We start from the raw sequence: 24,879 nt of genomic DNA, 5'->3' as shown, positions 1-24,879 counted from the left end.
CTTAACTTTTAACCTTCACCGTTCGCGTTATCGGTGTCTTTCGACACCCGACCGCGAAAATCAATCAGGCTGTCGACAATGGCCAGAACCACGAGCAACGGATAGATCAGCTGCATGAACAGCAACAGCGTTACGTACAACCCCACCAGCCAGAAACCGGCCAGTCGCCTTTGCGCCACCAGCCCGTGAATCAGGGCCAGCCCGGCGAACACCAGCGGTACACTGCACAACGGCGTCAACATGGCCATCTGTGCACCGAGATTCGGGCCCAGAAGCATCAACGCCAGCAGCAACATCGCCGGCCCCAGCGGGATCCGGATGGCGCGAAACTCGCGACCAAAACCGCCCGGGTTGTACAACAACGCCTGCCAGTAACGCCCGACAATCAGGCTCAGCACGCTGACGATCTGCAACAAGGCCGCAATCAGGCCGGTCAGGACCGGTGCGATCAGCGACGCAAAACGCGCCTGCTCGTCTACCGACAAATGTTGGTAGGCATCACCGAGAAGCGCGGGCATGACCTTTATCAAGGCCTGCGCCAGCATCTCGATCTGGGGCGCGAACGCCGCCCCGAGCACCACTGAAAACACCAGCCCCATGGCTACGCTGACCAGCAGCGTACGGACCCAGGATTCGCTTGCGCGCAATACCAACGCAAGCCCCGAAGCCCCCAGCAGCACCAGAAGTGCCCGTGGGTCATCGGCATACAACCACCAGATCAATGCCGGCAGCAGTCCCAGTGACACGACGCCCAGGGCGTCGGCCAATCCGCGCCGCAGAAGCACCAGGCTCCCGGCGGCAGCACCCAACCAATACAACAACGGCAATGTTGCACACCCGGCCACTACGAGAGTGGCCTGCATACGGCCGCGCATGATGAACTCAGCTAAGGCACGCATGCATTCAATCCTTTGCTACTTGTCGACTGCCCGGTCTCAGCGGCCGTGGCTGTCGGTGTAGGCCAGCAGGGCCAGGAAGCGGGCGCGCTTGATAGCGGTGGCCAGCTGACGCTGATAACGAGCTTTGGTACCGGTGATGCGGCTTGGAACGATTTTGCCGGTCTCGGATACGTAGGCTTTCAGAGTGTTGAGATCTTTGTAATCGATCTCCTTCACGTCTTCAGCGGTGAAGCGGCAGAATTTACGACGACGGAAGAAACGTGCCATTTGATAGGCTCCTTAAAAGGTCCGTGGATTACTCGTCAGCGTTATCGCTGTTGTCGCTGTCGCTATCGCTGTCATCGCCATCGGCGCTGCCATCGTGCTCAGGACGTTCGCGACGCTCACGGCGCTCACTGCGGTTTTCTTCAGCCTTGAGCATCTCGGACTGGCCGGTAACGGCTTCGTCGCGACGGATGACCAGGTTACGGATCACAGCATCGTTGTAGCGGAAGTTGTCTTCCAGCTCGGCCAGGGCCTTGCCGGTGCACTCAACGTTCAGCATCACGTAGTGAGCCTTGTGAACATTGTTGATTGCGTAGGCCAGTTGACGACGGCCCCAGTCTTCCAGACGGTGGATTTTGCCGCCGTCTTCTTCGATCAGCTTGGTGTAACGCTCAACCATGCCGCCGACTTGCTCGCTCTGGTCAGGGTGGACCAGAAAGATGATTTCGTAATGACGCATGAATGCTCCTTACGGGTTGTAGCCTGCCGCTCAAAAACGGTCAGACAAGGAGTGAATGACACTTATGGACTTGCTGGCGCGGGGCACATGGATGCCTGCCGCCACAGCAAGGGGCGCAATTGTAGAGAAGGGACTGAAGAGGCGCAAGGCAATTGGTGATTATTTGAACAGTCACACTTTCTGCCACACCACAAAGCACTGTGGGAGCGGGCTTGCTCGCGATAGCGGCTTAACTTCCAACAATGATGCTGAATGTAACTCCGCTTCGCGAGCAGGCTCGCTCCCACATTTTGGACTGCGTAAGGCTTAAGCCTTCTTGGCAGCCGCCTTGGACTTGGCACCACGCTGGCGCTGGGCCTCGAACAGGCAAACACCCGTTGCAACCGACACGTTGAGACTGCTGACGCTACCGGCCATCGGCAAATGCACCAGGTAATCGCAATGCTCGCGGGTCAGGCGACGCATGCCTTTGCCTTCGGCGCCCATGATCAGAATGGTCGGGCCGGTCAGGTCCTGGTCATAGATGCTGACCTCGGCCTCACCCGCCGTGCCGACAATCCACAACCCGCGCTGCTGAAGCTTTTCCAGGGTGCGCGCAAGGTTGGTGACGGCCACCAGCGGAATCACTTCCGCCGCGCCGCAAGCCACTTTACGCACCACAGGGGTCAGGGTGGCCGACTTGTCTTTTGGCACGATGACCGCCAGCGCACCGGCAGCATCCGCCGAACGCAGGCAGGCGCCGAGGTTGTGCGGGTCGGTCACGCCGTCGAGCACCAACAGCAACGGCGCGCCCTCGGTGCGATCAAGCAGCTCGTCGAGCATCGCTTCGCCCCAGACCTGGCTCGGACTGACGTCCGCCACCACTCCCTGGTGCACGCCTTCGACCCAGGCGTCCATTTCGCGGCGCTCGGCCTGACCGATCTGGACCCGGTTTTCGTTGGCCAGCTCGATCAGCGTCTGCACGCGCGGATCGTTGCGGCTTTCAGCCAGCCAGATCTGCTTGACGCGTTTAGGGTGGTGACGCAGCAACGCTTCTACCGCGTGAACGCCGTAGATTTTTTCCAACTGACTCATGACTTCGCCTTCGGTTTACGCGCCCCGCCACTTTTGGCTGGAGCGGAACCCGCTTTCGGCGGGCCTTTGCGGTGTTTGCTCGGTTTGGCTGGCTTGCCGCCGGAGGCCTTTTCAGGCGCCGACCGTCCGGTCTTTCCCCCGGACGCCGCTTTACCACCGTTTTTGGCGTCGGCCAGCAAAGCCTTCTTCATTTCACGGCTTTTGCGCAGCTCGGCGTTTTTCGCCACGGCGTCGCTCGGGCGATAAGCCTCGGCAACCTTTTCCTTGGCCGGACGACGGCTGGCGGTTTTTGCCGGAGCCTTTTCTTCCACAACCTTGGCTGCAGGAGCGGTCGTCTCGGTGCCACGCTTCTTGCGGCCGATCGGCGCGCTGATGGTTTTTTCAGCCATCTCGAAGTCGATCTTGCGCTCGTCGAGATCGACGCGCATGACCCGCACTTCAACGGTATCGCCAAGACGGAAGCTGCGACCGGTGCGCTCGCCCGCCAGGCGGTGATGCACAGGGTCAAAGTGGTAGTAATCGCCCGGCAGCGCCGTCACGTGTACCAGACCTTCGACATAGATATCGGTCAGCTCGACGAACAGGCCAAAACCGGTCACGGCAGTGATCACGCCCGGGAACGATTCGCCCACGCGGTCCTTCATGAACTCGCACTTGAGCCAGTTCACTACGTCGCGGGTCGCTTCGTCGGCACGGCGCTCGCTCATCGAGCACTGCTCGCCGAGTTGCTCCAGCGCTGCTTCGTCGTACGGATAGATGCGCGCCTTCGGAATGGTCATCGCACCGGCACGGCGAACGTGCGGGGTGTCCTGTTTCGAATGGATCACGCTGCGGATCGCCCGGTGCGTGAGCAGGTCCGGGTAACGACGGATCGGCGAGGTGAAGTGGGTGTAGGCTTCGTAATTCAGGCCGAAGTGGCCTTCGTTCTGGGCGCTGTACACCGCCTGACTCAGGGAGCGCAGCATTACGGTCTGGATCAGGTGGAAATCCGGACGGTCCTTGATGCTGGCCAGCAGGGCCTGATAGTCCTTCGGCGACGGACCATCCTTGCCTTTGTGCAGAGACAGGCCGAGTTCACCGAGGAACGCGCGCAGTTTTTCCAGACGCTCCGGTGGCGGGCCGTCGTGGACGCGGTACAGCGCAGGGATTTCGTGCTTCTTCAGGAATTCGGCAGTGGCCACGTTGGCCGCCAGCATGCATTCCTCGATCAGCTTGTGCGCGTCGTTACGGGTAGTCGGACGGATCTCGGCAATCTTGCGCTCGGAACCGAAGATGATCCGGGTTTCCTGCGTTTCGAAATCGATCGCGCCACGCACGTGACGAGCGGCCAGCAATACCTTGTACAGCGCATAGAGCTGCTTGAGGTGCGGCAAGACGTCGGTGTATTCACCGCGCAACTTGCGCCCTTCGGTGGCTTTTGGCGTTTCCAGCATCGCGCTGACCTTGTTGTAGGTCAGACGGGCGTGGGAATGGATCACCGCTTCATAGAAGCAGTAGTCGGTCATTTCGCCGGACTTGGAGATGGTCATCTCGCAAACCATGGCCAGACGATCGACATGTGGATTCAGCGAGCACAGGCCGTTGGACAGCTGCTCCGGCAGCATCGGCACCACACGCTCGGGGAAGTACACCGAGTTGCCGCGCACCTGGGCTTCGTTGTCCAGAGCCGAACCAATCTTCACGTAGCTGGAAACGTCGGCAATCGCCACATACAACTTCCAGCCGCCGGAGAACAGGCGCAGCTTGCCTGGCTTGGCTTCGCAGTAGACCGCGTCGTCGAAGTCGCGGGCATCTTCGCCGTCGATGGTGACGAACGGCAGATGGCGCAGGTCGACGCGCTTCTCTTTGTCTTTCTCTTCGACTTCCGGCTTGAGCTTGCCGGCTTCCTTCAGAACGGCTTCAGGCCAGACGTGCGGAATGTCGTAGGTGCGCAGGGCGACATCGATTTCCATGCCCGGCGCCATGTAGTTGCCGACGACTTCAATCACATCGCCTTGCGGCTGGAAGCGCGGGGTCGGCCAGTGGGTGATTTTCACCTCGACGAACTGACCGATCTGGGCGTTGGCGTTGCGGCCCGGGGTGACCAGCACTTCCTGCTGGATCTTCGGGTTGTCTGCAACAACGAAGCCGATACCGCCTTCTTCGAAATAGCGGCCGACGATGCTTTCGTGGGCACGGGACACCACTTCAACGATCACGCCTTCGCGACGACCGCGACGGTCCAGGCCGGAAACACGGGCCAGAGCACGGTCGCCGTCAAACACCAGACGCATTTGCGCCGGGCTCATGAACAGGTCATCGGAGCCGTCATCCGGCACCAGGAAACCGAAGCCGTCGCGGTGACCGCTGATGCGACCGAGGATCAGGTCGAGTTTGTCCACCGGCGCATAGGTGCCACGGCGTGTATAGATCAGTTGAGCATCGCGCTCCATGGCGCGCAGGCGGCGGCGCAGGGCTTCGATCTGGTCTTCTGTGGTCAGACCAAACTCTTCGACCAGTTGCTCGCGGGCAGCAGGCGAACCCCGATCAGCAAGGTGCTGAAGGATCAGTTCGCGGCTGGGAATAGGGTTTTCGTATTTTTCCGCTTCACGAGCGGCCTCGGGATCGAGGGACTGCCAATCGGCCATTAGAGAGTTTTCACCTTGTCTATATGCGGGTTAGTTTGGCATAGGCGCCATCAAACGGGAAATTTCCGACTATATAAGGCACGTCTGGGGCCTTGTATCGTCGCCTGAAGGGCGTTTTGAACACCGCCGGTAAAAAAAATCATTTTTTTTGCTGACAGGGGTTTACAGTTAAAAAGGCGCTCCGTATAGTGCGCGCCATCGACGACGTACACACGTTGACGAGATGCCCAGGTGGTGAAATTGGTAGACACGCCAGCTTCAGGTGCTGGTGACCTTACGGTCGTGGAAGTTCGAGTCTTCTCCTGGGCACCAATTTCGAGCTTGAGACTAGATCAGTTTCAAGACTCCCACAAAAACCCGCGAAAGCGGGTTTTTTGCATTCTGCTTTCCAGCTTTTTCTGAGAATGATTTATTAAAATCAAATCAGGGGTTTACAGATCAAAAGGCGCTCCGTATAGTGCGCCACATCAACAGCGGCAACGCTGAAGATGAAGCCCAGATGGTGAAATTGGTAGACACGCCAGCTTCAGGTGCTGGTGACCTTACGGTCGTGGAAGTTCGAGTCTTCTTCTGGGCACCAATTCAAATTCAAGGTCACGATCTTGAATTTAACAAAAACCCGCGAAAGCGGGTTTTTGCGTTTCCGGGGTTTGGAAAAGCTTGAGAGCCGACACCTGGCAAACACTACCTCTCCTCGCAAAGCGCACTTGAGAAACAATATCGTTTATCATTGTTGCAAGTTTTTGCAATGCGACAGTGAGGAACCCTGCGAATGATGTTTCGAAATACCCTGCGCCGCGGCTTGACCTTCACCCTGCTCGGCCTGGCACTCGCCACCCCCCTCACCCAGGCTGCCGACGCGGTTTCCCTGACGCTCTACAACGGTCAACACAAGGAAGTCGGCGACGCGATCGCCAAAGCCTTCGAAGCCAAGACCGGCATTCACGTCAACGTGCGCAAGGGCAGCAGCAATCAGCTGGCCAGCCAGATCATCGAAGAAGGCGACCGCTCCCCCGCCGACGTCATCTACACCGAAGAATCCCCACCGCTGAACAACCTCGGCGAACAAGGTCTGCTGGCCAAGGCTGACGACGCGACCCTGGCCGTTCTGCCGAAAGAATATGTCGCCGGCAACGGCACTTGGATCGGAGTGACCGCCCGGGTTCGCGTGGTGGCCTTCAATCCGAAACTGATCGACGAAAAAGATTTGCCGAAATCGGTGCTGGATTTCGCCGATCCGCAGTGGCAAGGCAAGGTCGGTTTCGTACCGACCAGCGGCGCGTTCCAGGAACAAGCCGTGGCGATCATCAAAAAGCACGGCCGCGAAGCCGCCGAAGAATGGCTGACCGGCCTGCGCGCATTCGGCAAGACCTACAGCAACAACATGGTCGCCCTCAAGGCTGTGGAAAACGGCGAAGTCGCCACGGTGCTGGTAAACAACTATTACTGGTTCGCCCTGCAGCGAGAGAAAGGCAAGCTTGATTCCAAACTGCATTACTTCACCGGCGGCGATGTCGGTGGCCTGATCACCGTGTCCAGCGCAGCCGTGCTGAAGTCCAGCAAACATCCAAAAGAAGCCCAGCAATTCCTCGCCTACATGGCCAGCGAAGAAGGTCAGCGTGTGATCACCCAGACCACCGCCGAGTACCCGCTGCACAAAGGCATGGAATCGGATCGCGGCCTCAAGCCGTTCAGTGAACTGGAAGCACCGGACGTCACGCCGGCCGACCTGGGCAACGCCGAAGAAGCGCTGGAGCTGGAACGCGAAGTTGGCTTGAACTGATGACGGCATCGTTATCCGCCCCCGCTACACGCGGGGGTTATACGCCACGACGCAAGCGGCCGTCGATCTGGCTGGTGTTGCCGGTGTTGCTGTTGGTGGTCATGAGCCTGTTGCCGCTAGCCTACGTCGGGCTCAAAGCCTGGCAGGCGGGCTGGACCGAAGCGCTACATTTGCTGTGGCGCCCGTATGTGTTTGGCCTGCTGCGCAACACACTGGCACTGATGGTTGGCGTGACCGTGACCTGCGGTGTGATCGGCCTGTCGCTGGCCTGGCTGTTGGAGCGCAGCAATCTGCCGGGCCGACAGCTGTGGGGCGTAATTCTTTGCCTGCCGTTCGCAGTGCCGGCATTTGTCAGCAGCTTTACGTGGGTTTCGCTCAGTGCGCAGTTCGAAGGACTCGGCGGGGCGATCCTGGTGATGAGCCTGTCGAAGTACCCACTGATCTTTCTGCCGGTCGCGGCAACCCTGCGCAATCTTGATCCTTCTCTTGAAGAATCGGCACGGACGCTGGGTCAGAATCGCTGGGGCGTGTTTTTCCGCGTCACCCTGCCGCTGCTCTGGCCTTCGCTGCTGGCCGGTTCGCTGCTGATTGCGCTGCACATGCTGGTGGAATTCGGCGCACTGTCGATCATTGGCCTGCAAACTTTCACCACGGCGATCTATCAGCAATTCGAACTGGAATTCAGCAATGCCAACGCGGCGATGCTGTCGGCGGTATTGCTGGCGCTGTGCTTGATGCTGTTGTGGCTGGAGCTGCGGGTGCGCGGCAAGGGCCGGCACGTACGCACCGGTCAGGGTGCGGCGCGTCGAGCTGAACAAGTGCGACTGGGCCCTTGGGCGATCGTCGGTCAGCTGTATTGCCTGATGCTGGCGATTGTCGGCAGCGGAGTTCCGCTGGGCATGCTGGCCTACTGGCTCGCCGTGGGGTCGTCAGCGGCCTTCCCGGTGGCGGCAATCACCGAAGCATTGCTGTCGTCGCTGGCGCTATCGCTGGGTGGCGCGGGATTGTGTCTGGTGCTGGCAGTGCCGGTCGGGTTGCTGGTGGTGCGCTACAAAGGCCAACTGGCGATCTGGGCCGAGCGCCTGCCCTATCTGCTGCACGCTCTGCCGGGATTGGTGATCGCGTTGACGCTGGTGTATTTCGCCCTGCATTACGTGCCGGCGCTGTACCAGACCTCCGCGCTGTTGCTGATCGCTTATGCACTGCTGTTTCTGCCACTGGCTCAGGCACCGATCCGTACGGCGCTGAACAAGGCGGCGCCGCAACTCGAGGAAGCCGCCCGCACCCTCGGCGCCTCTTCGTTCACGGCGTTCTGCCGAGTGACCCTGCCGATCATCTTCCCGGCACTGGGCGCAGCCTTTGCGCTGGTGTTTCTGGATGCCATGAAGGAACTGACGGCGACGTTGCTGCTGAGCCCCACAGGGCTCAACACATTGGCGACGGAAGTCTGGGCGCACACCGCGAATGTCGAGTTCGCAGCGGCGGCGCCTTATGCGGCGTTGTTGATTGTGGTGTCGGGATTGCCGGTGTATCTGCTGACGACCCGGATGTATTTGAGCCGATAAAAAAATCGCAGCCGAGGCTGCGATTTTTTTTGCCCGGACTATCAGGCCCGGAACTGCCCCAGACTGGCCTTGAGCTGCGCCGCCAGACCATCCAGCACCTTGCCGCTGGCCGTGGTCTCGACCACGGCCTGAGCGGCTTTCTCGGCCTGGGCATGAATCGTCTCGACGCGCCCACGCACAGCCTGCGCGCCTTGCGCCTGATGCGCCGCGGCCTGAGTCGCCAGGCCAATCGCCGCATGCACCTGCTCGACCGACGCCTGCACCGACTGCTGCAAACGCGCGCTGTCACGCAGCACCAGCAAGCCTTCGCTGGCCTGACGCCCGGCCTGACCGATCGCCTCGACCGCTTCACGGGCGCCCTGCTGCAGGGCCACAATGTGCGCCTGGATGTCACCGGTGGAGCTTTGGGTCTTGCTCGCCAGCGCCCGGACCTCATCCGCCACCACCGCAAACCCGCGCCCGGTTTCACCGGCCCTTGCGGCCTCGATCGCAGCGTTGAGCGCCAGCAGGTTGGTCTGTTCGGCGATGCCGTGAATCACGGTCAGCACCACTTCGATCTGCTCGCTCTGCTGCGCCAGCCGCTCGATGACTTTCGCCCCGGTATCGACCTGCCCCGCCAGCGCTTCGATCAGGCTGCCGACCTTGGCCGAGGTGCGAGTGTTCTCGTCGGTAGCCTGACGAATATCCACCACCTGCTTCAACGCCGCCTGCATCGCATGGCTTTCCGATTGCGCTTCATCGGCCATTTGCGACAGCGCCCGCAGACTCTCGGCCACTTCATCGCGCTGCATCCCGGCCGCCGCATCGGCACCGGCGTTGCGCAGGGTCATGGCGCCGATTTCCACACCGGTACGCTGAGCCACATCCCCGGCCTCGCGCACGATCGGCTGCAACTTGTCCACAAAGCGGTTGACCGCCGAAGCCATGTCGCCGATCTCATCCTTGCTGTTGATCTGCACGCGCTTGGTCAGATCGCCCTCGCCCGCCGCCAGATCATCCATGGCGGCGTTGAGCATTTTCAGACGATTGACGACCCGATGACCGAGCACCACGGCCAGCAGCAACAGCACCCCAGCCCCGACCAGCGCCAGGCCCATGCCGATGCGCCAGCGCAGCGTTGCAGCAGCATCCTGCACGGTACTGGTGGTGTTGGCTTTCATCTCGGCAGCCGTGGACTGCGCCGATTGCAGGCGAGCCTGCATGGCGGTGGCACTGTCGGCAGCAGCACCTTTGAGACTGTCGCCCACCAGTTGATCGCTGCTGGCAATCAACGCCGAGAAGCGCTGGTCGAGCGCCGCCAGATCGGTTTCAACCGAAGCGGTGGAGACGCCCATCAACACCTTGCCGATCTCCACGCCATTGGGGTTGATCGAGGCTTCCAGGTAGTAGACCGACGGATCGTTCTTCGCCGCATCCAGCACCTTGTCCAGCGCCCGCTCGCCCTGGCCTTTTTCCAAAAGGGCCTTGTTGATCGGGTTTTCGCGGTTGAGGTAGCGAGTCAGATGCTGGCCGGTGGCGTCGTCATACACCACGAACAGCACGTTGGGATTGCGCTGAGCCCGACGGGCGAATTCGGACAGGGTCGGCACGTCGCTGTCCCACATGGCACGGGGCGCCACCGAGGCCAGCAACTGGGCCATGTCATTGGCCGAATCCTTCAGGTCTTTTTCCAGAGTCGCACGCAGTTGCGCCTGCTCTTCCTTCAGACGCGAGGAAAGACCGGCGGTAAGACGCTGACGGGTACTTGAGGAAAGGTTGTCGAGACTCGACGTGACTTCACGCCCGGCCTGCTCCAGCTCACCGGACAACTTCTGGCTGTCGGCGCCCAAGCGAGTGCCGAGATCGGCTTCCAGCGCGGTGACGGTGCTCCGCGTCAGGGCGACGGCCACCAGCACTTGCACCAAAAGGGCGATACCGAGGGTAACGAACACGGGCCGCAACAGACGGCTTTGTAACAGTGAGAGAACGGCTGACACTTTGAATCCCTCTACTTCTGACGCCATTAATTTGATGGCACTCTTGTAGACAGAATCACAGCAAAGGTCATGCCGTCCAACAGGCATAAACGACAAAGGCCCCGATGAAGGGGCCTTTGTGTTTTTACATCAACGACTTATCAAGCGAACGGATGACGCAGCACGATGGTTTCGTTGCGGTCCGGGCCCGTCGAAATAATGTCGATCGGCGCGCCGATCAACTCTTCAACGCGTTTGATGTAGGCACGCGCGTTGGCCGGCAGCTCTTCCAGAGTCTTGGCGCCCACGGTCGATTCGCTCCAGCCCGGCACTTCTTCGTACACAGGCTGCAGGCCCACGTAGCTGTCAGCGTCAGTCGGGGCAACCGCGTTGCCTTGCGCATCTTTGTAGCCGGTGCAGATGTTGATGGTTTCCAGGCCGTCGAGTACGTCCAGCTTGGTCAGGCAGATGCCCGAGATGCTGTTTACATCGATAGCGCGACGCAGGATAACGGCGTCGAACCAGCCGCAACGACGGGCACGGCCGGTGGTAGCGCCGAACTCGTGACCTTGCTTGGCCAGGTGCGCACCGACTTCGTCGAACAGCTCGGTCGGGAATGGACCCGAACCCACGCGAGTGGTGTAAGCCTTGGTGATGCCCAGGATGTAGTCCAGGAACATCGGGCCAACGCCCGAGCCGGTAGCAACGCCACCCGCGGTGGTGTTGGAACTGGTCACGTACGGGTAGGTGCCGTGGTCGATGTCGAGCAACGAACCCTGGGCGCCTTCGAACATGATGTCTTTGCCGGCGCGACGCAGGTCGTGCAGCTCGGCAGTCACGTCCAGCATCAGCGGCTTGAGCAGCTCGGCGTATTCCTTGCACTCGGCCAGCGTCTTTTCGTACTCGATGGCAGGCTCTTTGTAGTAACCGACCAGCATGAAGTTGTGGTAGTCCACCAGTTCACGCAGCTTGTCTTCAAAGCGCGGCATGTTGAGCAGGTCGCCAACACGCAGACCACGACGTGCAACCTTGTCTTCGTAAGCCGGGCCGATGCCGCGACCGGTCGTACCGATCTTCAGCTCGCCGCGGGCCTTTTCACGGGCCTGGTCCAGCGCCACGTGGAAGGACAGGATCAGCGGGCAGGAAGGGCTGATGCGCAGGCGCTCGCGCACCGGTACGCCTTTCTCTTCCAGCTTGGTGATCTCGCGCAGCAGGGCGTCAGGTGCAACCACCACGCCGTTGCCGATCAGGCACTGCACGCCTTCGCGCAGCACGCCCGACGGGATCAGGTGCAAGACGGTTTTTTCACCGTCGATCACCAGAGTGTGACCGGCGTTGTGGCCACCCTGGTAGCGCACTACGGCGGCAGCATGTTCGGTCAGCAGATCAACGATCTTGCCTTTGCCCTCATCACCCCATTGGGTGCCCAGGACTACGACATTCTTACCCATAACACTTGTCCTCATTCGCGCAAACTTGGTGCCGGCGTCAGCCGGCAGGAAAACTCAAGAAGCCAGTGGCGATACTTGCCAAAGCCCGTTCTGCTGGATCAATTGCCGGTCGCAGTCCGCATCACGGGCGGCGGCCAAAGGTTGTCCAGGCAATGCCTGAACGACACGCTGACCCTCACTGCGCAACTGGCAAACCTGCTGCCAGAGTGCCGCATCCGTACTGTCAGGCATCCAGATACCGCCAGACGGTAGCTCGATCTCAGCACGCCCCAGGGTCACCAGGGTTTTCAAATCGGTGGAGAAGCCGGTGGCCGGACGGGCGCGACCGAAGTCGGCGCCGATGTCGTCGTAGCGACCGCCCTGGGCGATGGACTGGCCAACACCCGGCACGAACACCGCGAACACCACACCGGTGTGGTAGTGATAACCGCGCAGCTCGCCGAGGTCGAAGTACAGCGGCAGCTCCGGGAAGCGCACCGACAGACGCTCGGCGATCGCCAGCAAATCTTCCAGCGCCGCCATTACTGGCGCCGGCGCATTGGCCAGACGCTCGCGGGCAGCGGTCAGGACTTCACGGCCGCCGCACAGGTCGACCAGCGCGCGCAACATGCCGGACAGATCGGCCGGCAGGCCTTCGGTCAAGGTAATGACCTCGTCGATGGCCTTGCGTTGCAACGCATCGAACAACTGCTGCTCGACTTCACCCGACAGACCGGCCGCCTGGGCCAGACCGCGGTAGATGCCGACATGCCCGAGGTCCATGTGCACGTCCGGCACATCGGCCAGTTGCAGCATGGCCAGCATCAGGCTGATGACTTCGACGTCGCTGCTCGGGCTGGCATCGCCGTACAACTCGGCGCCCAACTGGATCGGGCTGCGCGAGGACGACAAGGCACGCGGCTGGGCATGCAGGACGCTGCCGGCGTAGCACAGACGGCTCGGGCCTTCGCGACGCAGGGTGTGCGCATCGATGCGCGCCACTTGCGGCGTGATGTCGGCACGGAAACCCATCTGCCGGCCCGATTGCGGGTCGATGACCTTGAAGGTACGCAGATCCAGGTCCTGGCCCGCGCCGGTCAGCAGGGATTCCAGGTACTCGATATGGGGAGTCACGACGAACTCGTAACCCCAGCTCTGGAACAGATCCAACACCTGACGACGCGCGACTTCAATGCGCGCCGCTTCCGGTGGCAGTACTTCTTCGATGCCATCTGGCAGCAGCCAGCGGTCTACCGTTGCCATTACGCCATTCCCCTTAGATCCGGGCGGCCAGCCCGAGGGCGAGCCTTGAGTGAAGCAGAAAATGACCGACCCGTTCAAAACGCACGCGCATGAACGACGCGGCGAAAGGCCTGTTACCGGCTTCGCCCATCACTTTCCTCGAAAAACTGTCGGGCCATTCAACCCGTTCTTCTGCAACAAAAACAGCAATCAAACGTGCAGACGCAAAAAAGCCGGGAATTTCCCGGCTGCCGCATCATACACACGTTTTCCCAAAGGATCACCCCGCCCGAGGTATTAGCCGCCGGGCGGAATGATTCGGGTCAACGTCGTATCAAGGCTTGGCCTTCTCCAGATACTTGAAGAAGTCGCTGCTTGGGTCGAGGACCATGACGTCGGATTTGTTCGCGAAGCTTTCACGGTAGGCACGCAGGCTACGGTAAAACGCGTAGAAGTCCTGATCCTGACCGTAGGCCTTGGAGTAGATCGCAGCGGCCTGAGCGTCGCCATCACCACGAATCTCTTCGGATTCACGATAGGCTTCAGCCAGCAGCACACGGCGTTGACGATCGGCGTCGGCACGGATGCCTTCGGCCAGCTCGTTACCCTTGGCGCGGTGCTCGCGAGCTTCACGCTCACGCTCGGTGCTCATGCGTTCGAACACGCTGCGGTTCACTTCTTTCGGCAGATCGATGGCCTTGACCCGGACATCGACGACCTCGATACCCAGCTCCTTTTCCGCCATCTTGTTCAGCGACGCGGTGATGTCAGCCATCAGCGCATCGCGCTCACCCGACACAACTTCGTGCAGGGTGCGCTTACCGAACTGGTCACGCAGACCCGATTCCAGACGACGGGACAGACGCTCGTCGGCGATCTGCTTGAGGCCGGACGTTGCGGTGTAGAAGCGCTCGGCATCTTTCACGCGCCACTTGGCGTAGGCATCGACCATCACGGCTTTCTTTTCCAGTGTCAGGAAACGCTGTGTCGGCGCATCCAGCGTCATCAGGCGGGCGTCGAACTTGCGCACCTGGTTGACGTAAGGAACCTTCACATGCAGACCCGGCTGAACGTCAGCCTGAACCACGCGACCGAATTGCAGCAACACCGCGCGCTCGGTCTGAGCGACGATGTAGAAGCAGTTCCAGGCAGCGATCGCCACGACAACGCCGACAATAAGGGCGATCAGCGATTTATTGCTCATCAGCGACTCTCCCTGGTACGCGCCTGCTGTTGCTGCAGATCGGCTGCGGCACGTGCATTGGCTTCATTGCTGGTGGCTGCCGCACTGTTCACCGGAGCGCTGGTGTTGCGACCACTTTCGACCATCTTGTCCAGCGGCAGGTACAGCAGGTTGCTCTGGCCGTTCTTGTTGCCGGTCACGAGTACCTTGCTGGTATTGCTGAAGACTTCCTGCATGGTGTCCAGGTACAGACGCTCACGGGTGACTTCCGGCGCCTTGCGATACTCGGCGACCAGCTTGGTGAAACGATCTGCCTCACCCTTGGCGCGCGAGACCGTTTCGTCACGGTAGCCGTTGGCATCTTCAAGGATCCGCTGGGCCTGACCACGGGCTTCCGGCACCACGCCATTGGCGTAGGTTTCAGCCTGGTTGCGCGAACGCTGCTCGTCCTCTCGGGCGCGGATCACGTCATCGAAGGCCTCCTGAACTTCACGCGGTGCCGCTGCGCTCTGTACGTTGACCTGGGTGACGGTGATACCGGTGCGATAGGTATCGAGGAACCGTTGCAGACGCTCCTTGATTTCGCTGGCCATCAGCTCACGACCTTCGGTCAGCACCTGGTCCATCGCGGTTGAACCCACCACATGGCGCAGTGCACTATCGGTCGCATGTTGCAGGCTGATTTCCGGCTGGTCGACGTTCAGCACGAAGTCCTGCAGGTTGCTGATCTTGTACTGCACGGTCAGCGGCACTTCGACGATGTTCTCGTCTTCGGTCAGCATCTGGCCCTGCTTGGTGTAGGCACGCTCACGCGTGACGTTCTCCATGTACTTCTTGTCGATCGGCGGGAAGTAGATGTTCAGGCCGGGACCGACAGTCTCGTAGTACTTGCCGAAGCGCAGCACCACGGCTTGCTCCTGCTCGTCCACGACGTACACCGCGCTGTACAGCCAGACGGCCGCCAGCACGACCAGGCCGATGCCGAGGAGGCCGCCAAAGCCACCACTCTTGCCCGAGCCACCACCGTCATCACCGCGTTTTTTTCCACCACCGAACAACCCGTTCAGGCTTTCCTGCAGCTTTCGGAAGGCCTCGTCGAGATCCGGCGGTCCCTTGCGGTCGCCGTTGTTGCGACGCTTGCCACCCCAAGGATCCTGATTGTTCGAGTTGCCACCCGGCTCATTCCAAGCCATAGCGCTCTCCATCTGATAAAGCAAAGACGCACCCACGGCGCGCCGACCAATGCTACAGAATGCCTGCCGTTGCGGCACAACCGCTTTGTCAGGCTTTTATTGCAAAGTGTGTTGCTCGATGAACTCCGTCGGCACAACGCCCTCACGACTGACCAGCCGATTGAGCTCCGAGCGTGGCAATCGAATGGCCAGCAAGCTGACCCCTTCTTCGTCGTATTCTTCTTTCTGTACCGCGCCCAGCTCGAAGAACTGTGCACGCAGACGCGCAAACCGCTGGGGCAAACGCAAGGTTCCGACAAACAAATCACTGCCCAGCAATTCGGCAATGGCTTGCTCAAGCAATTCCAGACCGGTGCCATCACGGGCTGACAACCAGACCCGTTGGGGCTTGCCGTTTTCATCGCGCTGGATTTGTGGCTCAACGCCTTCAAGCAAATCGAGTTTGTTATAGACCTCGAGGATCGGCAAGTCCTGGGCACCGATCTCGCCCAGCACCACCATCACCTGCTCGATCTGCAACATGCGATCCGGTTCCGCCGCATCAATCACGTGCAACAGCAGGTCGGAGTTGCTCGACTCTTCGAGCGTAGACCGAAATGCCTCGACCAGTTTGTGCGGCAAGTGGCGAATGAAACCCACGGTGTCGGCCAGGACAATCGGCCCCAGGTCGTCCAGTTCCAGACGGCGCAAGGTCGGGTCCAGCGTGGCGAACAACTGGTCAGCCGCGTACACCTCGGACTTCGTCACATTATTGAACAGCGTGGATTTACCGGCGTTGGTGTATCCCACCAGAGAAACGGTAGGGATATCCGCACGCGAGCGGCCGCGACGCGACTGTTCGCGCTGGCTGCGCACTTTTTCCAGCCGCCCCTTGATCTGGCGCAGGCGAACCCGCAGCAGTCGCCGGTCGGTTTCGAGCTGGGTTTCACCCGGGCCGCGCATGCCGATACCGCCACCCTGACGCTCAAGGTGAGTCCAGCCGCGAACCAGCCGGGTGCTCATGTGGTCAAGCTGGGCCAGTTCTACCTGGAGCTTGCCCTCATGGGTACGGGCGCGTTGGGCGAAAATATCGAGAATCAGACCGGTACGGTCGATCACGCGACACTCGAAAACACGTTCGAGGTTACGTTCCTGACTGGGCGTAAGGGTGTGATTGAAGATCACCAGATCGGCTTCTTCGGCGTGGACCAGGTCGCGCAGTTCCTCGACCTTGCCGCTGCCAATCAGGTATTTGGCGGTTGGCCGATGACGCGGCACGTTAAAAAACGCAACGGTCTCGGCGCCTGCCGAATTTGCCAGTTCCTGAAACTCCTGCGGATCTTCGCGCGCCTCAGGGTCCTGTCCATCCAAGTGAACGAGAATGACCCGTTCACCACCACCGTGGCGCTCAAAGAACAAAGGAGACTCCTATCAGGCGTTACCTGGCTCAGCGTCACCTGCTTCGGATTCGGTTGCGCTTGGCAGACGAATTGGACGAACCGGCACGACTGTAGAGATAGCGTGTTTGTAAACCATCTGGCTGACGGTGTTCTTCAGCAGGATAACGAACTGGTCGAACGACTCGATCGTGCCTTGCAATTTGATCCCGTTCACCAGGTAGATGGAAACCCCCACTTTCTCTTTACGTAAAGTATTCAAGTAAGGGTCTTGTAGCGAATGCCCTTTTGACATGTGCCGCACTCCTTTAAGGATTCAATATAAAAAATAGGTAAACAGATGGCTTTTGCCGCCACACCCCCAAGGATAGACGGCAATTGCAAGGACTCAGCTCAATATGGAGATCGTCCCAAGGTATTTCAAGGCGCGTGGCAGATTGTCGCAATCCAGACTGTCGAGCCAGTGTAAATCTTTCCAGCTGCGCAGCCAGGTGAACTGGCGTTTGGCCAATTGGCGCGTGGCGATGATGCCCCGCTCCTGCATCTCGGCCGACGTCAGCTTGCCATCCAGGTAGTCCCAGACCTGGCGGTAGCCTACCGCACGTATAGACGGCAACCCGGCATGCAGGTCACTTCTATTACGCAGGGCTACGACCTCGTCGATGAATCCCTGTTCCAGCATATTTGTGAATCTTTGTTTAATGCGCTCGTGCAGTACCTGCCGATTAGTTGGAGCAATCGCCAGGTTCGCGACAGTATAGGGCAATTGTTGCAGTCCCGATGCGGCCGCTTCGGTACTTTGTACAGATTGTTTCAGCCGCAGTTCAGTCATGCTCTGACCGCTGACCCGATAAACTTCCAGCGCACGACTCAGTCGTTGCGGATCGTTCGGATGGATGCGCGCCGCCGACTCCGGATCGATGACCGCCAGTTGATCGTGCAGGGCTTGCCAGCCAAGGCGTGCAGCCTCTTCTTCGATCTGCGCGCGAACGTCGGGATCGGCCGCCGGCATGTCCGCCAGACCGTCGATCAAAGCCTTGTAGTAGAGCATCGTGCCGCCCACCAGCAGCGGAATTTTTCCGCGTGCGGTGATATCGGTCATGGCCTCCAGCGCATCGCGGCGGAAATCCGCTGCCGAATAGGCTTCGGCCGGGTCGAGAATGTCGATCAAGCGGTGGGGAAATTCGGCCAGCAGCTCCTTGGACGGCTTGGCGGTACCGATGTCCATGCCGCGATAGACCAGCGCCGAATCGACGCTGATCAGCTCGCACGGCAGCACCTTGGTCAGCTCGATGGCCAGGTCGGTCTTGCCCGCAGCGGTCGGGCCCATCAGGAAAATCGCTGGAGGAAGCTGGCTCATCAACGACCGCGCAGGAACAGTTTGTCCAGATCGTCCAGGCCCAACTGGGTCCAGGTCGGTCGGCCATGGTTGCATTGACCGCTGCGCTCGGTGTTTTCCATGTCGCGCAGCAGGCCGTTCATTTCCGGCAGGGCCAGGCGCCGGTTGGCGCGGATCGCGCCGTGGCAGGCCATGGTGCCGAGCAGTTCGTTCAGATGCGCCTGGATCCGGTCGCTAGTGCCGTATTCCATCAAGTCCGACAGAACATCGCCCACCAGACGGTTAGCTTCGGCCTGTTTGAGCAGGGCCGGGATCTGCCGGATGGCCAGGGTTTCCGGGCCAAGGCGCTGCAATTCAAAACCGAGGCGCTGGAACCATGCCGCATGTTCTTCGGCGCAATCGGCCTCGCGCTGACTGACCGCCAGCGATTCCGGCACCAGCAGCGGCTGGCCGCTCAGGCCTTCGCTGGCCATGGCAATCTTCAGGCGCTCATACATGATCCGCTCGTGAGCGGCGTGCATGTCCACCAAAACCAGGCCCTGGGCGTTCTCGGACAGAATATAGATGCCCTTGAGCTGCGCCAGCGCATAACCCAGCGGCGGAATGTCTTCCTGACCGGCCGGCAGCGCATTGGCATTCGCTTCAGGCAGCGGCGCGAAAAACTCGCGGTACGCAGCCTGAGCCTCGGCAACCGGCACGGTCGATTGCGGGCGCGGCGTGTATTGATACTGATAAGCGCCGCCAGCGCTGGCGCCCGAAGCTGTATTGAACGCCGGTTGCGCCTGCGGTTGCTCCAGCAACGCGTTGGCCGCCAGACGCATTTCGCCCTGCGGCCCGAACTCACCGGCTTCAAGGCCGGTTGGCCGGACAATCGCGGTGGTGACCGAACCGGCAAGCTGATCTTCCGGTCGCACATCGCCGAGGGCACGGTGCAAGGTGCCATAAAGGAAATCATGCACCATGCGCCCGTCACGGAAGCGCACTTCGTGCTTGGTCGGGTGCACGTTGACGTCGACCGCTGCCGGATCGACCTCGAAAAACAGCGCAAACGTGGGGTGCCGGCCGTTGAACAGCACATCGCGATAAGCCTGACGCACCGCGTGGGCCACCAGTTTGTCGCGCACCGCACGGCCGTTGACGAAGAAATATTGCAAGTCAGCCTGACTGCGGTTGAAGGTCGGCAGACCGACCCAGCCCCACAAATGCAGGCCATTGCGCTCGATTTCGATCGGCAACGCCTGCTCAAGAAAGCCCGAACCGCAGATCGCCGCCACACGCCGGGCGCGGGCCGCGTCATCGTGGGCTTCGTGCAGGCTGAGGATGGTCTTGCCGTTGTGGCGCAGATGGAAGGCCACGTCAAAACGCGCCAGCGCCAGACGCTTGATCACTTCTTGCAGGTGATCGAATTCGGTTTTTTCAGTCTTGAGGAATTTGCGTCGCGCCGGGGTGTTGAAGAACAGGTCACGGACTTCCACCGACGTGCCCACAGGGTGCGCCGCTGGCTGCACGCGGGGCGCCATGTCGCGGCCTTCGGTTTCGACCTGCCAGGCCTGATCGGCATCGCGGGTGCGCGAGGTCAGGGTCAGGCGCGCCACGGAGCTGATCGACGCCAGGGCCTCGCCGCGGAAGCCCAGGCTCATCACCTGTTCAAGGTCTTCCAGGTTACGGATCTTGCTGGTGGCGTGACGGGCCAGGGCCAGCGGCAAGTCATCGGCGGAGATGCCGCTGCCGTCGTCGCGCACCCGCAGCAGTTTGACGCCGCCCTGCTCGACATCGACATCGATACGCCTGGCGCCGGAGTCGAGGCTGTTTTCCAGCAACTCCTTGATCACCGAGGCCGGGCGTTCGACCACCTCACCGGCGGCGATCTGGTTCGCCAGCCGCGGGCTGAGCAGTTCGATGCGGGCAGCGTTCAACACCTGGTTCATTCTTTGGACGCCAGTTCGGTGCCGGGAATGGTCAGGTGCTGACCGACTTTCAGATCATCGCTTTTCAGATTGTTGGCACTGCGCAGCGTGGCCGGCGAAATCTGGTAACGCACGGCAATCATTGCCACGGTCTCACCCGGACCTACCCGGTGATCGCGCGGACCTTGAGCGATCTTGCCCGAATCACGCAGCCAGGCGATGTAGGTACCCGGTGGCGGATTCTGCTGGAAGAACTGGCGCACGCCGCTGCTGATCGAGCGCGCCAGCGCCTGCTGGTGGCTGGCTGCCGAGAGTTTCGACGCTTCGTTGGCATTGGAGATGAAGCCGGTTTCCACCAGGATCGACGGGATGTCCGGCGACTTCAGCACCATAAACCCGGCCTGCTCCACACGTTGCTTGTGCAGCGGCGTGACCCGGCCGATGTTGGTCAGGACTTTCTGGCCGACGTTGAGACTGGAGGTCAGCGAGGCGGTCATCGACAGGTCGAGCAGAACGCCGGCCAGCATCCGGTCCTTGTCATCGAGGCTGACGTTGCCGGCACCGCCGATCAGGTCGGAACGGTTTTCACTGTCGGCCAGCCAACGGGCGGTTTCAGAAGTGGCGCCACGGTCGGACAGGGCAAACACCGACGCACCGAACGCAGCGGCCGACGGCGCGGCGTCGGCGTGGATCGAGACGAACAGGTCGGCGCCCTTCTTGCGAGCAATCTCGGTACGGCCGCGCAGCGGGATGAAATAGTCACCGGTACGGGTCAGCTCGGCGCGGAAGCCTTTCATGCCGTTGACCTGACGCTGCAATTCGCGGGCGATCTGCAGTACCACGTCTTTCTCACGCTGACCGCGAGAACCGGACGCACCCGGGTCTTCACCACCATGACCGGCATCGATGACCACAATGATGTCGCGCTTGCCGGCCGGGGCCGGTGGCAGCTTGATCGCAGGTTCGGCCGGCGTGACCGGAACCGCGGGAACGGTGGCAACTGATGGTGTCGGCGCAGGCGGCGGTGCGGCATCGGCCGGGTTGTCGAACAGGTCGACCACCAGACGGTTGCCGTACTGCGCATTCGGCGCCAGCGAGAAGCTTTTCGGGGTGACCGCCTTTTTCAGGTCGATGACCACCCGCAGGTCAGTCGGCGTGCGCTGGGCCGAGCGCATGGCGGTAATCGGCGTGTTGGCGGTCTGCACATTCAGCGGCGCGCCGAGGGTGGCGCCGTTGATGTCGATGACCAGACGATCCGGCGCGGTCAGCGTAAAGACGCTGTGCTGCACCGGGCCTGTCAGGTCGAACACCAGTCGCGTGTTGTCCGGCGCCCGCCACAGGCGCACGCTGTTGACCTTCGTGTCGGCCACAGCGTTGACGGTTACTGCCATCAACATCAGTCCAGCGGCAGCCATCAACGCGCGAAAGCGCATACCTAACCCCATCATTCAATTGGTTTCCAATGCCAAAGCGGCACACCAGGCCTCGCCGCGCGAGCCCTGGGATAAAATGGTCAGCGAACGTCCGCTGTCTTGCGGGCTAATGGTAATGGTCAGGTCAGGCTTTGGCAAAAAGCCTGCACCTTTATCGGGCCACTCGATCAGACACAGAGCATCGTCGTCGAAATAGTCGCGAATCCCGAGAAACTCCAGCTCCTCCGGATCGACCAGGCGATACAGGTCGAAGTGAAACGCGCGGACGTCACCGATCTCGTAGGGCTCGACCAGGGTGAAGGTCGGACTTTTCACCGCCCCCACATGCCCCAGACCGCGAATGATGCCCCGCGACAGCGTGGTTTTGCCCATCCCGAGGTTGCCTTCGAGAAAGATCAGGCCATGGCCCTGCGTGATGCGGGCGATGCGTGCGCCAAAGTCGCTCATGGCCTGTTCATCAGCCAGGTACAGGGTTACTTCAGACACGGTGCATGCTCCTCCAACAACTGACGAATGGCTGGAATCAGATCACTGGCCGCCAGCCCACGGCCGAATTTACCTTGTTGCAGACCGGCGTTGGCGTGCAGCCAGACCGCCAGGCATGCGGCATCGAAACCGTCCATGCCCTGGGCCAGCAGCGCGCCGATCAGGCCCGCCAGCACATCGCCGAGCCCGGCAGTGGCCATGGCCGGATGGCCTTGATGACACAACGCCAGACGGCCATCGGGATGAGCGATCAGACTGCCCGCGCCCTTGAGCACCACCACCGCTGTATATTTTTTGCTCAACGCCAGCGCCGCCGCCGGACGATCAGCCTGCACTTCGGCGGTACTGATCCCCAATAAACGCGCGGCTTCCCCCGGATGCGGCGTGATCACGCAATCCTTGGGCAAACTGACAAAACCGCGGGCCAGCAGGTTCAGCGCATCCGCGTCCCATACCTGCGGCAGCGCTGCATTGGCAGCGGCTGATAACAGCGCTCGCCCCCAACTGGCCTGCCCAAGCCCCGGCCCGACCACCAGCACCGACACCTTGTCCAGCAGCCCCATCAACTGATTGGCTGAAGAAGCGCCCAGTGCCATGGCCTCCGGTACCCGACTCAAAGCCGCCGGCACATGTTCCGGGCGGGTCGCGACCGAGACCATCCCTGCCCCGCTGCGCAAGGCGCTTTCGGTGCTGAGCAGGATTGCCCCGCCAAAACCGTGATCGCCACCGATCAGCAGCACATGGCCGAATCGCCCCTTGTGGGCAGCCGGCGCACGGGCAGCCGGACGCGGCAGGTTAATCGCGTTGAGCCGTTGAGCGGCGGCAGGAATGTCACTGAAGCTTTCGGCAGACGCCTGCAGATCGTTAAACAGCAGTTCGCCGATATGATCCACCGCCTCGCCCGTGAACAGCCCGAGTTTCAGGCCGATGAACGTCACGGTGAGGTCGGCGTGCACTGCCCCACCCAGCGCATGACCAGTATCGGCGCACAACCCGGATGGGATATCGACTGCCACCACCGGCAGCCCGCTGGCATTGATCGCCGCAATCGCAGCGGCATAGGGCTCACGCACCTCACCACTCAGGCCGGTGCCGAGCAAGGCGTCAACGACAATACCGCGCAACTCGCAGGACGGATCCCAGGCACAGATCGAGACGCCATCCGCCACGGCTTCGGCGTGCGCCACGGCGGCATCACCCTTCAAACGCTGCGGTGCGCCGACAGCCAATACCCGCACCGACCAACCCGCCCGGTGAGCGAGCGCTGCCACCAGATAACCATCGCCGGCGTTGTTGCCGTGTCCGGCCAACACCGTCAATTCATTCCCGGACGGCCATTGGCGCACCAGTGCGCGCCACGTAGCGTGGGCGGCGCGTTGCATCAATTCGAAGCCCGGCGTGCCGGCAGCGATCAGCCGTTCATCGAGTTCGCGCACTTGCGCGGCACGGTACAGCGCGTCGGGTAATTGATCTTTAGTGTGCGGCATGCGTCTTCGGGCTCCGATGTCTGGCAGAATTATACGCACCTCAGCTCCGGTTTCTCTCGCCTCATGTCCGCCATCACCACAGATCTGCCTGCCCTCGCCCAATCCATCAAGGACTGGGGGCGTGAGCTGGGCTTCCAGCACGTCGGCATCAGCGGTCTGGATCTGGCCGAGCATGAACAGCATCTGCAACGCTGGCTCGAGGCCGGCTACCACGGCGAAATGGATTACATGGGCGCCCACGGCAGCAAACGCTCGCACCCCGAAGAGCTGGTGCCGGGCACCCTGCGTGTGGTGTCGCTGCGCATGGACTACCTGCCGGGTGACACGCAAATGGCGCAATTGTTGGCCAATCCGGAAAAAGCCTACATCTCGCGATATGCCTTGGGCCGCGATTATCACAAGTTGATCCGTAAACGCGTTCAACAACTGGCGGACAAAATTCAATCCGCAATCGGCCCGTTCGGCTTCCGCGCCTTCGTCGACAGCGCCCCGGTGCTGGAAAAAGCCATCGCCGAACAGGCCGGACTGGGCTGGATCGGCAAAAACACGCTGGTGCTGAACCGCAAGGCCGGCAGTTACTTCTTTCTCAGCGAACTGTTCGTCGACCTCCCGCTTCCAGTGGACGCCCCCCACAGCACCGAACACTGCGGACGCTGCACCGCCTGCCTCGACATCTGCCCGACCAACGCCTTCGTCGGCCCGTATGTGCTGGATGCGCGACGCTGCATTTCCTACCTCACCATCGAGCTGAAAAGCGCCATTCCCGAAGACTTGCGGCCACTGATCGGCAACCGCGTGTTCGGTTGTGACGACTGCCAGATCTGCTGCCCGTGGAACCGCTTCGCCCGTCCGTCCGGTGAAAGCGACTTCAAGCCACGGCACAACCTGGACAATGCCGAACTGGCCGAGCTGTTTTTGTGGGATGAAGACAAGTTCCTGAGCAGCACTGAAGGCTCGCCACTGCGCCGGGCGGGTTACGAACGCTGGCTGCGCAATCTGGCAGTGGGGCTGGGGAATGCGCCTTCAACGATTCCGGTGCTGGAAGCGTTGAAGGCGCGACGGGATTATCCGTCCGAGCTGGTGAGAGAGCATGTGGAGTGGGCACTGGAACAGCACGCCGGATCTGCGCAGGCAGAACCGGCAGATAATGTGCTCAAATCGTAGTTGAGTGCTGTT

General features: G+C 61.1%; 20 protein-coding genes and 2 tRNA genes. 5 read left to right on the top strand and 17 right to left on the bottom strand.

Translation table 11 applies throughout. From position 1 onward, the window contains the following. Positions 1-8: 8 nt before the first annotated feature. The 5 genes from ACTJK7_RS04750 to rnr form a co-directional block, all read right to left on the bottom strand. Positions 9-899: a hypothetical protein gene (locus ACTJK7_RS04750; RefSeq protein ID WP_108559321.1), complete on the bottom strand. Its 891-nt coding sequence runs from the start codon at positions 897-899 to the stop codon at positions 9-11. A 36-nt stretch (positions 900-935) separates the two neighbouring features. Beyond that, a complete protein-coding gene (gene rpsR / locus ACTJK7_RS04745) occupies positions 936-1,166 on the bottom strand; it encodes a 30S ribosomal protein S18 (protein WP_002551829.1) in 231 nt (76 codons plus the stop codon). Positions 1,167-1,194: 28 nt separating this feature from the next. Continuing rightward, entirely contained in the window at positions 1,195-1,623 is a 429-nt protein-coding gene (gene rpsF, locus ACTJK7_RS04740; RefSeq protein ID WP_007950702.1) for a 30S ribosomal protein S6, read from the bottom strand. 306 nt (positions 1,624-1,929) lie between these two features. After that, on the bottom strand, positions 1,930-2,697 hold the full coding sequence (gene rlmB, locus ACTJK7_RS04735) for a 23S rRNA (guanosine(2251)-2'-O)-methyltransferase RlmB (RefSeq protein ID WP_064379106.1): 768 nt from the start codon (positions 2,695-2,697) through the stop codon (positions 1,930-1,932). Further along, a complete protein-coding gene (gene rnr / locus ACTJK7_RS04730) occupies positions 2,694-5,324 on the bottom strand; it encodes a ribonuclease R (protein ID WP_108559319.1) in 2,631 nt (876 codons plus the stop codon). The genes rlmB and rnr overlap by 4 nt, the downstream gene beginning before the upstream one ends. A gap of 225 nt (positions 5,325-5,549) precedes the next feature. On the opposite strand from rnr, the gene ACTJK7_RS04725 reads away from it, so the two are divergent. From ACTJK7_RS04725 to ACTJK7_RS04710, 4 genes are all read left to right on the top strand, one after another. Next, a tRNA-Leu gene (locus tag ACTJK7_RS04725) sits at positions 5,550-5,636 on the top strand. Positions 5,637-5,817: 181 nt separating this feature from the next. After that, a tRNA-Leu gene (locus ACTJK7_RS04720) sits at positions 5,818-5,904 on the top strand. 192 nt (positions 5,905-6,096) lie between these two features. Then, the gene (locus ACTJK7_RS04715; RefSeq protein ID WP_064379104.1) at positions 6,097-7,107 is read left to right on the top strand and encodes an extracellular solute-binding protein; all 1,011 of its coding nucleotides are present in this window, start codon (positions 6,097-6,099) and stop codon (positions 7,105-7,107) included. Then, positions 7,107-8,672, top strand: a complete 1,566-nt coding sequence (locus ACTJK7_RS04710; protein ID WP_064379103.1) for an ABC transporter permease — start codon at positions 7,107-7,109, stop codon at positions 8,670-8,672. The genes ACTJK7_RS04715 and ACTJK7_RS04710 overlap by 1 nt, the downstream gene beginning before the upstream one ends. A gap of 41 nt (positions 8,673-8,713) precedes the next feature. On the opposite strand, the gene ACTJK7_RS04705 is transcribed toward ACTJK7_RS04710, so the two are convergent. The 12 genes from ACTJK7_RS04705 to ACTJK7_RS04650 form a co-directional block, all read right to left on the bottom strand. Beyond that, entirely contained in the window at positions 8,714-10,648 is a 1,935-nt protein-coding gene (locus ACTJK7_RS04705; RefSeq protein WP_041475493.1) for a methyl-accepting chemotaxis protein, read from the bottom strand. 140 nt (positions 10,649-10,788) lie between these two features. Further along, positions 10,789-12,078, bottom strand: a complete 1,290-nt coding sequence (locus ACTJK7_RS04700; protein ID WP_064379102.1) for an adenylosuccinate synthase — start codon at positions 12,076-12,078, stop codon at positions 10,789-10,791. Between the two features lie 54 nt (positions 12,079-12,132). Beyond that, positions 12,133-13,320 (bottom strand): ATP phosphoribosyltransferase regulatory subunit, encoded by a 1,188-nt coding sequence (locus tag ACTJK7_RS04695; RefSeq protein ID WP_108559315.1) that lies wholly within the window; start codon positions 13,318-13,320, stop codon positions 12,133-12,135. A gap of 313 nt (positions 13,321-13,633) precedes the next feature. After that, complete coding sequence (hflC, locus tag ACTJK7_RS04690; protein ID WP_085655749.1) at positions 13,634-14,503, bottom strand: protease modulator HflC; 870 nt, start codon at positions 14,501-14,503, stop codon at positions 13,634-13,636. Beyond that, positions 14,503-15,675, bottom strand: a complete 1,173-nt coding sequence (gene hflK, locus ACTJK7_RS04685; RefSeq protein WP_064379100.1) for an FtsH protease activity modulator HflK — start codon at positions 15,673-15,675, stop codon at positions 14,503-14,505. Before hflK ends, hflC begins: the two co-directional genes overlap by 1 nt. A gap of 96 nt (positions 15,676-15,771) precedes the next feature. Further along, on the bottom strand, positions 15,772-17,073 hold the full coding sequence (gene hflX, locus ACTJK7_RS04680) for a ribosome rescue GTPase HflX (protein ID WP_064379099.1): 1,302 nt from the start codon (positions 17,071-17,073) through the stop codon (positions 15,772-15,774). 12 nt (positions 17,074-17,085) lie between these two features. Beyond that, on the bottom strand, positions 17,086-17,346 hold the full coding sequence (hfq, locus tag ACTJK7_RS04675) for an RNA chaperone Hfq (RefSeq protein ID WP_007902656.1): 261 nt from the start codon (positions 17,344-17,346) through the stop codon (positions 17,086-17,088). Between the two features lie 93 nt (positions 17,347-17,439). Then, positions 17,440-18,411 (bottom strand): tRNA (adenosine(37)-N6)-dimethylallyltransferase MiaA, encoded by a 972-nt coding sequence (gene miaA / locus ACTJK7_RS04670; protein WP_064379098.1) that lies wholly within the window; start codon positions 18,409-18,411, stop codon positions 17,440-17,442. Beyond that, positions 18,411-20,309, bottom strand: coding sequence for a DNA mismatch repair endonuclease MutL (gene mutL, locus ACTJK7_RS04665; protein WP_197869925.1), 1,899 nt, complete (start codon positions 20,307-20,309; stop codon positions 18,411-18,413). The genes miaA and mutL overlap by 1 nt, the downstream gene beginning before the upstream one ends. A gap of 5 nt (positions 20,310-20,314) precedes the next feature. Then, the gene (locus ACTJK7_RS04660) at positions 20,315-21,694 is read right to left on the bottom strand and encodes an N-acetylmuramoyl-L-alanine amidase (RefSeq protein ID WP_371915557.1); all 1,380 of its coding nucleotides are present in this window, start codon (positions 21,692-21,694) and stop codon (positions 20,315-20,317) included. Between the two features lie 51 nt (positions 21,695-21,745). Continuing rightward, positions 21,746-22,216 carry a tRNA (adenosine(37)-N6)-threonylcarbamoyltransferase complex ATPase subunit type 1 TsaE gene (tsaE, locus tag ACTJK7_RS04655; protein WP_064379095.1) on the bottom strand — a complete coding sequence of 157 codons (471 nt, stop codon included), beginning with the start codon at positions 22,214-22,216 and terminating at the stop codon, positions 21,746-21,748. Further along, a complete protein-coding gene (locus tag ACTJK7_RS04650) occupies positions 22,204-23,703 on the bottom strand; it encodes a bifunctional ADP-dependent NAD(P)H-hydrate dehydratase/NAD(P)H-hydrate epimerase (protein WP_064379094.1) in 1,500 nt (499 codons plus the stop codon). The genes tsaE and ACTJK7_RS04650 overlap by 13 nt, the downstream gene beginning before the upstream one ends. A 63-nt stretch (positions 23,704-23,766) precedes the next feature. Here ACTJK7_RS04650 and queG point away from each other — a divergent pair, with 63 nt between their 5' ends. Continuing rightward, on the top strand, positions 23,767-24,867 hold the full coding sequence (queG, locus tag ACTJK7_RS04645; protein WP_323150973.1) for a tRNA epoxyqueuosine(34) reductase QueG: 1,101 nt from the start codon (positions 23,767-23,769) through the stop codon (positions 24,865-24,867). The last annotated feature ends 12 nt before the right edge of the window (positions 24,868-24,879 follow it).

Origin of the sequence: Pseudomonas sp. 22085, from assembly GCF_052045815.1 — a bacterium.
Taxonomy (GTDB): Bacteria; Pseudomonadota; Gammaproteobacteria; order Pseudomonadales; family Pseudomonadaceae; genus Aquipseudomonas; species Aquipseudomonas glycinae.
The sequence above is the reverse complement of the archived record's forward strand: the minus strand, read 5'-3'. Positions and strand labels throughout refer to the sequence as shown.

What these genes read in the sequence shown, in the direction of transcription:
- ACTJK7_RS04700 (WP_064379102.1), bottom strand. Translation starts at nt 12,078, where the DNA reads ATGGGTAAGAATGTCGTAGTCCTGGGCACCCAATGGGGTGATGAGGGC.
- miaA (WP_064379098.1), bottom strand. Translation starts at nt 18,411, where the DNA reads ATGAGCCAGCTTCCTCCAGCGATTTTCCTGATGGGCCCGACCGCTGCG.
- ACTJK7_RS04750 (WP_108559321.1), bottom strand. Translation starts at nt 899, where the DNA reads ATGCGTGCCTTAGCTGAGTTCATCATGCGCGGCCGTATGCAGGCCACT.
- rnr (WP_108559319.1), bottom strand. Translation starts at nt 5,324, where the DNA reads ATGGCCGATTGGCAGTCCCTCGATCCCGAGGCCGCTCGTGAAGCGGAA.
- ACTJK7_RS04650 (WP_064379094.1), bottom strand. Translation starts at nt 23,703, where the DNA reads ATGCCGCACACTAAAGATCAATTACCCGACGCGCTGTACCGTGCCGCG.
- hfq (WP_007902656.1), bottom strand. Translation starts at nt 17,346, where the DNA reads ATGTCAAAAGGGCATTCGCTACAAGACCCTTACTTGAATACTTTACGT.
- rpsF (WP_007950702.1), bottom strand. Translation starts at nt 1,623, where the DNA reads ATGCGTCATTACGAAATCATCTTTCTGGTCCACCCTGACCAGAGCGAG.
- ACTJK7_RS04660 (WP_371915557.1), bottom strand. Translation starts at nt 21,694, where the DNA reads ATGTTGATGGCAGTAACCGTCAACGCTGTGGCCGACACGAAGGTCAAC.
- hflK (WP_064379100.1), bottom strand. Translation starts at nt 15,675, where the DNA reads ATGGCTTGGAATGAGCCGGGTGGCAACTCGAACAATCAGGATCCTTGG.
- hflC (WP_085655749.1), bottom strand. Translation starts at nt 14,503, where the DNA reads ATGAGCAATAAATCGCTGATCGCCCTTATTGTCGGCGTTGTCGTGGCG.
- ACTJK7_RS04710 (WP_064379103.1), top strand. Translation starts at nt 7,107, where the DNA reads ATGACGGCATCGTTATCCGCCCCCGCTACACGCGGGGGTTATACGCCA.
- queG (WP_323150973.1), top strand. Translation starts at nt 23,767, where the DNA reads ATGTCCGCCATCACCACAGATCTGCCTGCCCTCGCCCAATCCATCAAG.
- rpsR (WP_002551829.1), bottom strand. Translation starts at nt 1,166, where the DNA reads ATGGCACGTTTCTTCCGTCGTCGTAAATTCTGCCGCTTCACCGCTGAA.
- ACTJK7_RS04715 (WP_064379104.1), top strand. Translation starts at nt 6,097, where the DNA reads ATGATGTTTCGAAATACCCTGCGCCGCGGCTTGACCTTCACCCTGCTC.
- rlmB (WP_064379106.1), bottom strand. Translation starts at nt 2,697, where the DNA reads ATGAGTCAGTTGGAAAAAATCTACGGCGTTCACGCGGTAGAAGCGTTG.
- ACTJK7_RS04695 (WP_108559315.1), bottom strand. Translation starts at nt 13,320, where the DNA reads ATGGCAACGGTAGACCGCTGGCTGCTGCCAGATGGCATCGAAGAAGTA.